Below are 11,746 nucleotides of genomic sequence, written 5' to 3' on the forward strand. Positions count from 1 at the left end.
CTTTGGACGCAATAATGAAGAAAGAGCCTTCGGGTAGCGAAGACATCTCTGCTGCTAAGGAAGAAGGATCGCGTCGCAAGCTGACCCGGGCCGAGGAAGTGCGCGCACGGCTTGCAGACGATATCGTCGACGGCAAGCTGTCGCCCGGAATGCCTCTCGACGAGACCGAGATTGCCGCAAGTTATGGCGTTTCGCGCACTCCCTTGAGGGAAGCGATCCGAGATCTGGCGGCCATGGGCCTCGTCGAGACGCGGCCGCATCGCAGCGCCATCGTCACTCGCCCGTCGCCGGAACATCTGCGGCAGATGTTCCATGTCATGGCAGAACTTGAAGCGCTCTGCGCCAGCCTTGCCGCTGCCAGCATGACGCTTTCGGAGCGGCGCAACCTCGAAATCATCCACGAGGGTCTAGCGCGCATCCTCAAGGAAAACGACCCGAGCCACTATCACGTGCTCAATGAGAAGTTTCATGCGGCCATCTATGCCGGTAGCCAGAATGCCTATCTGGTCGAGATCACGCTTGCGACGCGGCGGCGGCTTTCGCCGTTCCGCCGGGCGCAGTTCCTGACCGCCGGGCGGCTGGCAAAATCCTACAAGGAACATGACGCGATACTCGTCGCGATCCTGCAGGGCAATCGCGAGCTTGCGGCGGAGTCGATGCGCAGACACATTCTCACGGTCGAGGATTCCTATGAGGAATATGCCGGCCTTAAATAGGGTGGGCTGCTTAGCGATAGCAGCAGGTTAAGCGGTCGGAAATACAAGGCGCAGCAGCGGCATGCGGCCTGGGATAGTTACCAGGAGCGTTGTCATGACAGCTCAGCCCGATAGCTGGTGCAACGGCTCATAGCAGTTCAAGCTAACGGACCTTCTATCAAAGCATGCTTTGTAGACCTGTTTTCTGAGCGAGTGCAAGTAACTATCGCCACAACAAACGGCTGAAGGCATATGGGCGGGATCGATCCTCTTTTAGCAAAGGTGCATCCGTCGCGACCGATGGCACCGAGCTCAAAAAACAGGCTCTTTCCGTTGAAAAGCGATGACCAATGCATTCCTTGCATAGGTGGACTGACGGATTGTCGCTGTTTTTAACCGATTGAAATGCCTATATTCCAATCATCGAAACGACGCCGGAGCCAAGCAAGGCTGCTGACGTCAGAAGCCCTCAGGAAAGGGGATTATCATGAACGTCGCACGCTCTTTCAACAATTGGCGCAAGTTCCGTCAGACCGTCAGCGAGCTTGGTCGCATGTCCAGCCGCGAACTGCAGGATCTCGGTATCGACCGCGCCGATATCCGCAACGTCGCCCGCGCATCGATCGCCCGCTGACCGCACAGCATTCACTCTTTGAAGCTGCTTGACGCCCGCTCATGATGCGGGCGTTTTTGCGTCGATGTCCACTGTCTGCGATCGAGTCCTGCCATCGATCTTTCCCGATCTTTTCGACTTGCCGTTCTTGCATGGGTGCAGTGCAACATCAGCAATAGTAAGTGGTTCGTAGTCGGCGTATAGATTACCGCATCGAAGCGATGCATCTCCTCCCGCAGAGCTTCGAGGTTCAGACGGCCCACTCCTCCTCCCAGGGCTGTCTGTATGAGCAGCGGCACTCCTCCCAGTCGCTGTTCAATTCTTTTCGAAAGCCTGCCGCACCTCCTCCCGCGGCAGGCTTTTTCGTTTTGGGCTATTCTCCCGATGGTCAAGATTGAGTTGCAGTCGACATACGCTGCCTTCGAGATTCGCGTCCGCCAGCAAAAAAGCGAGGGGCGCTCTAGTTGAGCAAATTTGCAGGAGGTTGTTCTCCTTCAGCGGGTTCTGAAAGAAGCTCGCAAATCTGCATCCAAGCACGCCCGCTATCTTTCCCAGGGAGTCAATCCCGAGGTTGCTTCCGTTCGATCTGAGAGATCGAGACCCTCTCTAAGTTAGCTTCCAGCGCAAGACGCTCCTGTGAGAGGCCGCGCGACCCCAACTTAGGCGCATTCCAAGTGACCTGGGCTTCTGCCTACCGCTGCCCCCATAGGCAGCGGCGAGATTGGAACGGTTCGTGCAAAGTATGCGAGAGCCGCGCGCTGTGGTCTCTCTGATCAGGCTGTGGTCATGACGTCTGTCATAAGCCTGACAGTCTCGTCTGGATATCGTTTGTAAGCAGGCCCGCATAGGGGTAGAGCGCTGGCGAGCCGCCGCAATGAATGAAGAGGACGTGTGAGCCCTTGGCGATCGAGCCGTTCTCGACGCAATCGATGATGCCGGCGACAGCCTTGCCGGTATAAACTGGGTCGAGCAGCATGCCCTCGCGGTTACCGGCGAGCTTGATCGCCGCGTTGCCGGCTTCCGACGGGATGGAATAACCAGGGCCGATATAGTCGTTCTCGATGCGGATTTCGTCAGCGGTCCAGCGCTTGTCGAAGCCCAGCAGTTCGGCGCCAGCGTTGGCCATGACGGCGATACGCTCGCTGAAGGGAACGGCGCTGCCGGTGACCGCAATGCCGACGACTTCGGCCTTTGGCATGAACATGGCGCAGCCGATATGCAGGCCGGCCAGCGTGCCGCCCGAGCCGACGGGGGCGACGATGTAGTCCGGCGTTGGGGTGCCGGCGGCGTGATACTGTTCGGCAAGTTCCTTGACCGCATTGACATAACCCATCGCACCAAGCGCAGAGGCGCCGCCGAGCGGAATGATATAGGCCTTTTCGCTGCGCGCCTCGGCCTGGTCGGCGTGGTACTTCATGCGCGGATTGATCTCGGTGAAATAGGCGTCCGGATCCAGGAAGTCGATCTCGGCACCGAACAGATGGTCGAGAAGCAGGTTACCCTGGTAGAGATCCGGGCGGTCGCCGCGCAGGACGAGGATCGGCTTCATGCCGTATTTGCGGGCGGCCGCGGCCGTCATGCGGGCATGATTGGACTGGTGGCCACCGGTCGTGATCAGCACCTTGATGCCCTGCGAGACTGCATCAGCCATCAGATATTCCAGCTTGCGGACCTTGTTGCCGCCACCGCCGAAGCCGGTGAAGTCGTCACGCTTGACCGACAGGGAGATCTCCAGCTCGGCGCTGAGGCGCTCCAGTTTCTCGATCGGGGTCGGCAGGAAGCCAAGGGAAAGGCGGGGGATCTCTTCAAGCTTCATGAATTCGCTTCTTCCATTCTCACCCGCAGCAATCCCGTGGGCGATTTACTGATAGAGATATATCATATATCCTGTATCCGCGGTGGCAAGGCGCTTTTATTTGTGGCATGCAACATGGGGTAGGCGGTGAGGGTGTCGCCGCCCAGGAGTTCGAAGGATCGGGCCATGGCAGAGACAGTGATCAGCGTTTCCAGCCTGAAGACCTCTTTTCGCCGGAAGGGGCTGTGGCTGCCGGTGGTGCGAGACGTCTCGTTCGACGTCGCCGCCGGTGAGACGGTGGCGCTGGTCGGTGAATCCGGCTCCGGCAAGAGCGTGACCGCCATGTCGATAATGCAGCTCTATGAGCGGGATGCCTGCCGCATCGAAGGTTCCGTCAGGCTGGAAGGCCAGGAACTGCTCGGCCTGCCGGAACGGAACATGCGCGACATCAGAGGCAATCGCATTGCGATGATCTTCCAGGAGCCGATGACGAGCCTCAATCCGTCATTGAGGATCGGGGACCAGATTTCCGAAGTGCTGGTAGCCCATCGTGGCCTCTCCTTCTCGAATGCGGCGAAGGAAGCGCTCGGCCTGATGGAAAAGGTGCGCATTCCCTCCGCCGCCAGGCGCATGCAGGAATATCCGCACCAGCTTTCCGGCGGCATGCGTCAGCGCATCATGATCGCGATGGCACTTGCCTGCCGTCCTAAACTGCTGATCGCCGACGAACCGACGACGGCGCTCGACGTGACGATCCAGGCGCAGATCCTTGAACTCATCAAGCTCCTGCAGGAGGAAGAGGACATGGGCGTGCTCTTCATCACCCATGACATGGGCGTGGTCGCGGAAATCGCCGATCGCACCATTGTCATGTACAAGGGCGAGGCGATCGAACGCGGCCAGACGGAAAACATCTTCGCCGAGCCCCAGCGCGCCTATACCAAGGCACTGCTCTCTGCCGTACCGAAGCTCGGATCCATGAACGGCGCCTCCGGCCCGGCGCGCTTTCCGATGATCGACGTGGAAAGCGGCGCTCCGGTCGAGATGCCGCCGGTCGAGGATACCGTTTCGACAAAGCCGGTGCCGCTGATGCAGGTCCGCGATCTCGTGGCACGGTTTGACATTGGCGGCGGTTTCCTGGGTTCCACCTCCGGCCGGGTGCATGCCGTCGAAAACATCTCCTTTGACCTGAAGGCCGGCGAGACGCTGGCGCTGGTCGGCGAAAGCGGCTGCGGCAAGTCGACTACCGGCCGCACGATCATGCGGCTGCTCGATGCCAATTCCGGCTCGGTCAAGCTCGATGGCAGGGAGATCCTCGGCCTCACCGGCCGGGAAATGCGCGACATGCGCCGGCATATCCAGATGATATTCCAGGACCCGTTCGCCAGCCTCAATCCGCGTATCGAAGTGGGTGACGCGATCGCCGAACCGCTGCTGGCGCATGGCATCGCATCGGGCAGGCGCGACGCGCGTGAGCGGGTTGCCGACCTGATGGTCAAGGTCGGGCTGCAGCCGGACATGGCTTCCCGCTTCCCGCACGAATTCTCCGGCGGCCAGCGGCAGCGCCTGTGCATCGCCCGGGCGCTCGCAATGGCGCCGCAGATCATCGTCGCCGACGAAGCGGTCTCCGCACTCGACGTGTCGATCAAGGCGCAGGTCATCAACCTGATGCTCGACCTGCAGGAAAACCTCGGCCTCGCCTATCTCTTCATCTCCCACGACATGGCCGTGGTGGAGCGGATGAGCCATCGGGTGGCGGTCATGTATCTCGGCGAGATCGTCGAGATCGGCCCGCGCCGGGCGATCTTCGAGAACCCGCAGCATCCCTACACAAAACGACTTCTGGCCGCCGTACCGATCCCAGACCCGACGCGGCGCGGCATCCGCCGCGGGCTGAGCAACGATGAGATCAAGAGCCCCGTCCGGCCGCTCTCCTACGTGCCGCCGAAGCGCGATCATATCGAGGTCTCGCCGGGGCACCGGGTACAGGCCTGGGGCGACGAGTGGGGCACAGCGGTCACCGCGGCTTAAATTCTCCGGGGCGGAAGATTTGACGCGATAACGGCCGCCGAATTGGTTGAAACCATCAGGGTCCAGGACTGGCCTCAAGCCAGCCTCAGACCTCCTCGGCCTGGCCGATCTCGATCGGCAGCGCCGCATTGCCGGCCCATTCGTGCCAGGAACCGGTATAGATCTTCACCTTGTCGTAGCCGGCGAGCCTGAGGCCATAAAGCGCCGTGGCGGCGCGGGCGCCACGATGACAATAGGTGATGACCTCGCGTTCCGGCGAAAGCCCCGCTGCTTTGGCAATCGCACGGATCTCGGCGGCCGAACGGTATCTGCCGTCCTGCAATAGATCCTCGTAGAAGGCGAAATGCGAATGCGGGATGCGGCCGGGCCGGGCGCAGCAGGGATGGACGAAAGTGCCTTCGAACTCGGTGCTGCGGCGCGTGTCGAAGACGTCGGCGCCATCGGCCTCATGGGCCAGGACTTGCTCCGTGGACGCGACGAGCTCGCGGCGGAACGGTATAGCCGATGCTTTGGCCTGGCGGATCGCATCCGCAGCGCCGGTTCCCGGCGCGGTCTCGCCGCCGGCGGCTTTCCAGGCCTGGATGCCGCCGTCGAGGATCAGCCCACCTTCCAGACCGACGAGTTCGTAGAACCAGAGGCCACGCGGCGAGATCATGCCGGTCTGTTCTTCGAAGAACACCGGGAAGCAGTTCTTGCTGAGGCCGAGCCGTTCGAAAGCGCCGCGCGCGCCGGCGGCCATGCCGGCGATACCGGCTTCGTCGCTCTCGGGGATGAAGTAGTCGTAGACGTTGAGGCTCACTGCCCCCGGCAGCGTCTCCTTGCGCCAGTCCGCCTCCGGGCGGACGTCCACCGGCACGAGTTTTCCTTGCGGCAATTGCGACATGAGTTCCGCGGCAGTGATGATCATGGCCGGATCCTTTCAGGGAATGCGTATCAGACGGAAGGCAGCACGGCGCCTATATTCAAGTCGGCCGCACGGTGCAGCAGGCGGGCGGCGAAGGCGATGTCGAAGACGTTGAGGCCGAAGCTGGAAAAATAGAGCGACGCGCCGGCAGGTGGTTGCCAGCCGTCCAGAAGGATAGCTGGCAGATCTGCTGCCACGCTGTGGGGGCTGAACTCCCCCGCGCGATACATTTGAAACAGGCTCTTGGCGCTCTTCTCGGCAAAGTCGCCCCAGAGATCGACGGCGACGACATCCGTCGCCGCGATCGTTTCGAACAGAACCTCATGGAAGCCGATCTGCATGATCAGCCGGCCGGGCCGGACTGCCGACGCACTGATGAAGGGGGTTGGCGCCGAGGTGCAGGAGATCACAACGTCAGCCTCGCCCAGCGCCTCGTCGAGATCGTCATGTGCGAGGATACGCGTGGCACCCGGTGTCACCTGATCCAGCAACCGGTCGAGATGGGCTTTCGTGCGGTTCCAGAGATGGATCTCCCGGAGGAAAGGGTACAGCTGCAGCAGCATGTCCAGATGGGTTTCCGCATGGGCGCCGGCGCCGAGCAGTGTGACGGACGTTATCCCGCTCGGTTTCAGCGCCCGTATGGCGATGGCGGAAACGGCTGCCGTGCGCATGCGGGTCAGAAGCGCGCTTTCGACGCTGCCGACCGGCGCGCCGTCCGAGAGCCGGTTTATGATCGTAGTGCTGCTGATGCTCGGCAGGTCGCCTGTCGGCTCTGCTCGATGGACCGTCCATTTCAGGCCGGCTGCATCGTAGCGGCCACCGACGAAGGCCGGCAGGCTATAGGCCTTGTTGCGGGGATCGGCGCCAAGCGGCATGACACTTTCGGCAACCATGCCCGCCTGTCCGTCGCGCAGGAGCCTGATCGTTGCCTCGACGTCCTCGACGGCTGCCGCCCAGTCCAGGGCGCCGGCCTTGATCGCGTCCGCGCGGGAAAGGTGGAGGATGGTATTCACGGCGTAGTCTCCTCGGCTTCGTCTGCAACCAGATCGAGCCACAAGGCGATAGAGTCGATGAAGCGGCGGAAGCCCTCGAGTGTCATGAACTCATCGATGCCATGGGCGTTGCCGCCACGGCCAGCACCGGCCAGCAGGAAAGATTTCGCATGGCGGGCAAAGGCGTAGGCCGGTGCTGCGCCGATTGCCCAGGGCCAGATCTGCGGGCGTGCAAGCGCCGTCTTTTCGTAACTCTTCAGAAGCGGCCCGACACCTCGCGCATCGGCCGCGAAGCGGGAACCGGGATAGCTGTCGGCGACCGCCAGGACCGCGCCGGGAACCGCTTCGATTATCTCTCGATACCGGGCGAGAAAATCGGCGGGGTCGAGAGACGGTGGGGCACGGAGCTCGAAACCGGCTCGGGCACCGTAAGGTATGACGCCGTCGGAGCCCAGAGGCATGCTTTCAAGGCTGGAAATATTGAAGGAAGCGGTCGAAAGGACGTGCTCGAGCAAGGTGCGGCCATCGCCTTCCAGCGCGAAGCTTTCCGTTCTGCGGAAGCGCAGCTCGCCCGCAGTATCGAAGGTCGAGGCCAGGATCGCGACGACGGCCTTCGCCTCCTCGTCTATCACGATCCTTGCAAGTTCGCCGGTCGGCGGCTTGCCGATCAGCGAAAGCACCTCGATCAATCGGCTGGCGGGATTGGCGATCCAGGGCGCGTTGCTGGAGTGGATTGCAGCCTTCGGCCCGCCCCAGGCACCGGATTTCACCTTTATTTCGCCCTTTGCGATGCCGGAGAAGCCGAGATAGATGCGCGGCGCTCCGCCGCCATATTCGCAGAAGGACGGAAAGATTGCCGACACGCTCGGCCTTATCGGGCAGGCGGTGTCGGCGAGATAGTCACGCATCGCGCCGCTGCCGCTTTCCTCTTCGCCATCAACAAGGATTTCGACATTGACCCGAAGTTTTCCCGCATCGGCCAGCGCCTTGAGGGCCAGAAGCATGCCGGCGAGCGGACCCTTGTTGTTCTCGGCCCCGCGGGCGACGAAGCTCTCACCGATGCCGGGCAGATCGACGATGCCGCCGCTGAACGGATCGACCGACCAGCCTGCCGGCGTCGCCGGCATCACGTCATACATGTTGTAGAGAATGACCGAGGCCTTGGCGCCGACATCGACGCGGGCGTGGATCACCGGCGGTCGGTCCCCCGACGGGTTGGAGCAGATGATCTCGGCGCCGAGCTGGTGCTGCAGCCAGCAGCGGATTTCGTCGGCCTGGGCGCGCAGTGCCCTGTCGTCGCCCTTGACCGAAGGGATGGCGCACCAGTCCTGCGTTAGTTGCAGCGCCTCGTCGACAGTCCAGTCGTCGATCATAGCCTTATCCTCGGGTTAAGCCAGACATAGGTGAGGTCGACCAGGAAGTTGACGACCACGAAGACGGCAGCGGCAAACAGCACGACGGCCTGCACGACGGGGAAGTCGCGATTCTGGATGGCTTCGACGGCAAGCCGTCCGATGCCAGGCCAGGCGAAAATGATCTCGGTGATCAGAGCGCCGCCGAGCAGCGAGGCGAAATACATACCCTGAACAGTGATAACAGGGATCAGCGCGTTGCGCAGCGCATGGTGGACGATGATGCGCCAGGAGGAGATGCCCTTGGCGCGGGCGGTCCGGATGTAGTTCTCGCCCAGCACTTCGATGAGGCTGGCGCGCACGAGCCGGGTGATAGCACTCAGATAATAGGCGCCGAGCGCGATCGATGGCATGATCAACTGGGCGGCGCTGCCGATGCCGCTCGACGGCAGCCAGCGAAGCTTTAGCGAAAAGAAGATGATCAGCAGCAGTGCCAGCCAGAAGACCGGGATCGCCTGGCCGAGCAGCGAAATGATGCGGATTGCGAAATCGATGGCGCTGTTCTTGCGGATGGCCGCGATGGTTCCGAGCAGGAAGCCGAGCAGCGAACTCCAGACGAGAGCCACGCAGGCAAGCAGCGCGGTGGCCGGCAGGCGTTCGATAATGAGATCGAGCGCCGGGCGATGGAAGCGCAGCGAGCTGCCCAGCTCTCCCGTCACGGCACTTGCAAGGAAGCGACCATACTGGACCCAGATCGGATCGTTGAAGCCCATCGCTTGGCGGAAGGCCTCGATTTCTTCACGCGACGCGTCCGGCGACATCATCAGCGCAGCCGGATCGCCGGTGAGGAACAAGGCAAAGAAGACGATCGCCGAGACGCCGAACATGACGACGATGCCCTGAAGCACTCGTCCGGTGATGAAACTCAAGGTCTTCATGGTCTTCAAGCGTTCCTGCTGTCGGCACGTCGCACGAGCCAGTCGCCAATAAGATTGCAGCCGACCACCAATGCGCCAATGACGAGGCCCGGATAAAGCACCAGCCAATTGGCAAGCAGGATATAGGAGCGGCCTTCGCCGATCAGGTTGCCGAGGGTCGGGGTGGGTGGCTGCACGCCAAGGCCGAGAAAGCCGACGGAGGCTTCCAGGATGACCAACCTCGGCAGGTCGAGCGTCATCAGCACCGTCTGCGGCCCGACGATGTTCGGCAGCACATGGCGGAAGATGATGACCATGTCGGACAGGCCGATCGATCGCGAGGCATCGATATATTCCAACTCGCGGATTTCCAGCGTCTTGGCGCGGGCGACACGGGCGAAGACCGCCCAGCCGGTGACGCCAAGCACGACGACGAGATTGCCCATGCTCGGGCCGATCACCGCTACGATCAACAGGATGAGAAGAATGAAGGGAATGGCGAGCTGCACGTCGACAGCGCGCATGATGATGATGTCGAACCAGCCGCGATAATAACCGGCGATCATGCCGAGCGTCGTGCCGAGCACGACGGAGATCACCGACGCAGCGACGACGATCGATAGAGAGATGGCTGTCCCGAGGCCGAGCCGGGCGAGAAGGTCTCGCCCGAGCTGGTCGGTTCCGAGCGGATGGAATTGCCCGCCGATAACCGAAAGTGGCGGCTTGAATGTCGCAGTCAAGGTTCCCCGTACTGCGTCGACCGGCCAGAGGAGCGGCACGAAGACGCAGAGCACCAGAACCGCGACCAGAAGGAACGTTGCGAACAGAGCATCCGCATTGTTCCGGACATTCCAGAACCGTGTCATGCTTGACTTACTGCTTCCTGATGTCGAAGACCGGGATACGGGCATCGGGGCGCCCTTCGAAGGTAACCGACTTCGCCTTACCGTACAGCGCGTCTTCCTGGTAAAGCGGGATCACCGGAGCCTGTTCGGCAGCGAGATCCTGGATCTGGGCCAAGAGAGCTTCACGCTTGGCAGGATCGACGATCGAGCGGCTTTCGTCGAGCAGCTTGTCGAGTTCCGGAATGGACGCCGTCGAATAGGGTTCACCCGTCTTGAAGATGGCGTAAACGGCCGCATCGGCATCCAGCGTCTGGGTCGAGCCCCAGCCCAGCATGAAGATCGGCCCCTTGCGCGGAACCTGCTGGACATAGACGGACCAGTCGAGGACTTCCTGTTCGACCTTGACGCCGATATCGCCGAACTGCTGGGCGATCGCCTGGGCGACTTCGCCGTCCTTCATGTAACGGTGGGTAGACTGCATCTTGATCGAGAAGCCGTTCGGGAAGCCAGCTTCGGCAAGCAGGGCCTTCGCCTTCTTCGGGTCATAGGGGGTGACTGGCAGATCCTTGTAGCCGAAGTCGGCCGCACCCACCTGCGTGCCGCGGGGCGATGCCATGCCCTGCAGGATGTTGGTGACGATCGATTGGCGGTCGATTGCGGCGTTCAACGCCTGGCGGACCTTGACGTTGTCGAGCGGCTTTTCGCTCATCACGAGGCCGAGATAGATGGTCAGGCCGCCGTTCTTGACCTGCACGAGGTCGGCGTCCGGGCTTTCCTTGATTATCGGTGCGATATCGACAGGGACGTTTTCGATCAGGTCGACTTCACCGGTGAGCAGCGCGGTGATACGGGCAGTCCCATCAGGGATGGCGCGCCAGGTGACCTTGTCGATCGACGGTGCGCCACGCCAGTAATCCTTGTTGGCTTCCAGAATGACGTGCTGGTCGGGAACGAACTCGACGAACTTGTACGGGCCAGTGCCGACCGGCTTGCGGGCGAAGACGTCGTTTCCGACTTCCTTCACGTATTTCGGCGGCACGATATAGGCCGGATAGCGGCTCATTCGGGTCGGTAGAAGCGGATCCGCGCTCTTGGTCTTGATGCGAACGGTTAGCGGATCGACCACCGAGACGCTGTCGATCGTCCGGATATAGGAAACCGTGGGCGACTTGGCATTCGGATCGAGAACGCGGTCGAGGGTGAACTTCACGGCTTCGGCATCGAAGTCCTCGCCGTTGTGGAACTTAACGCCCTCGCGCAGCTTGAACTCCCAGGTCGTGTCGTCGATCGCCTTCCAGGAGGTCGCAAGCCCCGGGACGAGCTTCATATCCTTGTCGCGCATGACCAGCGTATCGAAGATGTTGTCGACGATCGTCGCGCTTTCCCGCAGGAAACCGGGATCCATCGCCGTGGTGGAGGCGCCGCGTCCGACGACAAGATCGGCAGCGGCAGCGATTGCCGTGGTCAAGGGCAGCAGCATGGACGCCGCAAGTGCGAGGGCAGCAAGTCTTTTCATGGGGCCTTCACTTCCTTTGGAGTTCGTATTCATATCCGATTTCAGCCCCAGGCTTCCTACAGGGAAGGGCTGTTGATAGGTGAACG

Annotated in this window: 10 protein-coding genes; 3 read left to right on the forward strand and 7 right to left on the reverse strand. The window is 61.7% G+C overall.

Annotated features, from left to right (window positions below; genetic code table 11):
* Window positions 1-14 precede the first annotated feature (14 nt).
* Window positions 15-716 (forward strand): GntR family transcriptional regulator, encoded by a 702-nt coding sequence (locus tag AC1DUP_RS23990; RefSeq protein WP_113312309.1) that lies wholly within the window; start codon window positions 15-17, stop codon window positions 714-716.
* A 466-nt stretch (window positions 717-1,182) separates the two neighbouring features.
* A complete protein-coding gene (locus tag AC1DUP_RS23995) occupies window positions 1,183-1,329 on the forward strand; it encodes a YjiS-like domain-containing protein (RefSeq protein WP_113318873.1) in 147 nt (48 codons plus the stop codon).
* A 775-nt stretch (window positions 1,330-2,104) separates the two neighbouring features.
* On the opposite strand, the gene AC1DUP_RS24000 is transcribed toward AC1DUP_RS23995, so the two are convergent.
* Window positions 2,105-3,124, reverse strand: a complete 1,020-nt coding sequence (locus AC1DUP_RS24000) for a 1-aminocyclopropane-1-carboxylate deaminase/D-cysteine desulfhydrase (RefSeq protein WP_477834943.1) — start codon at window positions 3,122-3,124, stop codon at window positions 2,105-2,107.
* 165 nt (window positions 3,125-3,289) lie between these two features.
* Between AC1DUP_RS24000 and AC1DUP_RS24005 the strand changes: the two genes are divergently transcribed.
* The gene (locus AC1DUP_RS24005) at window positions 3,290-5,134 is read left to right on the forward strand and encodes an ABC transporter ATP-binding protein (RefSeq protein ID WP_477834945.1); all 1,845 of its coding nucleotides are present in this window, start codon (window positions 3,290-3,292) and stop codon (window positions 5,132-5,134) included.
* Between the two features lie 85 nt (window positions 5,135-5,219).
* Here the strand turns inward: AC1DUP_RS24005 and AC1DUP_RS24010 are convergent, their stop codons facing one another.
* The 6 genes from AC1DUP_RS24010 to AC1DUP_RS24035 are packed head-to-tail and all read right to left on the reverse strand — an operon-like array spanning window position 5,220 to window position 11,660.
* A complete protein-coding gene (locus tag AC1DUP_RS24010) occupies window positions 5,220-6,041 on the reverse strand; it encodes a sulfurtransferase (RefSeq protein WP_477834947.1) in 822 nt (273 codons plus the stop codon).
* Between the two features lie 26 nt (window positions 6,042-6,067).
* A complete protein-coding gene (locus AC1DUP_RS24015) occupies window positions 6,068-7,051 on the reverse strand; it encodes a hypothetical protein (protein WP_477834949.1) in 984 nt (327 codons plus the stop codon).
* Window positions 7,048-8,403, reverse strand: coding sequence for a M20/M25/M40 family metallo-hydrolase (locus AC1DUP_RS24020; RefSeq protein ID WP_477834951.1), 1,356 nt, complete (start codon window positions 8,401-8,403; stop codon window positions 7,048-7,050). The genes AC1DUP_RS24015 and AC1DUP_RS24020 overlap by 4 nt, the downstream gene beginning before the upstream one ends.
* Window positions 8,400-9,320, reverse strand: coding sequence for an ABC transporter permease (locus AC1DUP_RS24025; RefSeq protein ID WP_477835074.1), 921 nt, complete (start codon window positions 9,318-9,320; stop codon window positions 8,400-8,402). The genes AC1DUP_RS24020 and AC1DUP_RS24025 overlap by 4 nt, the downstream gene beginning before the upstream one ends.
* Window positions 9,321-9,325: 5 nt before the next feature.
* On the reverse strand, window positions 9,326-10,165 hold the full coding sequence (locus AC1DUP_RS24030) for an ABC transporter permease (protein ID WP_113309937.1): 840 nt from the start codon (window positions 10,163-10,165) through the stop codon (window positions 9,326-9,328).
* A gap of 7 nt (window positions 10,166-10,172) precedes the next feature.
* Window positions 10,173-11,660, reverse strand: coding sequence for an ABC transporter substrate-binding protein (locus AC1DUP_RS24035; protein WP_477834953.1), 1,488 nt, complete (start codon window positions 11,658-11,660; stop codon window positions 10,173-10,175).
* Between the last annotated feature and the right edge of the window lie 86 nt (window positions 11,661-11,746).

The sequence above is a fragment of the Rhizobium sp. 01L419 genome (genome assembly GCF_056400025.1).

What these genes read in the sequence shown, in the direction of transcription:
- AC1DUP_RS24000 (WP_477834943.1), bottom strand. Translation starts at nt 3,124, where the DNA reads ATGAAGCTTGAAGAGATCCCCCGCCTTTCCCTTGGCTTCCTGCCGACC.
- AC1DUP_RS24020 (WP_477834951.1), bottom strand. Translation starts at nt 8,403, where the DNA reads ATGATCGACGACTGGACTGTCGACGAGGCGCTGCAACTAACGCAGGAC.
- AC1DUP_RS23995 (WP_113318873.1), top strand. Translation starts at nt 1,183, where the DNA reads ATGAACGTCGCACGCTCTTTCAACAATTGGCGCAAGTTCCGTCAGACC.
- AC1DUP_RS24035 (WP_477834953.1), bottom strand. Translation starts at nt 11,660, where the DNA reads ATGAAAAGACTTGCTGCCCTCGCACTTGCGGCGTCCATGCTGCTGCCC.
- AC1DUP_RS24030 (WP_113309937.1), bottom strand. Translation starts at nt 10,165, where the DNA reads ATGACACGGTTCTGGAATGTCCGGAACAATGCGGATGCTCTGTTCGCA.
- AC1DUP_RS24010 (WP_477834947.1), bottom strand. Translation starts at nt 6,041, where the DNA reads ATGATCATCACTGCCGCGGAACTCATGTCGCAATTGCCGCAAGGAAAA.
- AC1DUP_RS23990 (WP_113312309.1), top strand. Translation starts at nt 15, where the DNA reads ATGAAGAAAGAGCCTTCGGGTAGCGAAGACATCTCTGCTGCTAAGGAA.
- AC1DUP_RS24025 (WP_477835074.1), bottom strand. Translation starts at nt 9,320, where the DNA reads ATGAAGACCTTGAGTTTCATCACCGGACGAGTGCTTCAGGGCATCGTC.
- AC1DUP_RS24005 (WP_477834945.1), top strand. Translation starts at nt 3,290, where the DNA reads ATGGCAGAGACAGTGATCAGCGTTTCCAGCCTGAAGACCTCTTTTCGC.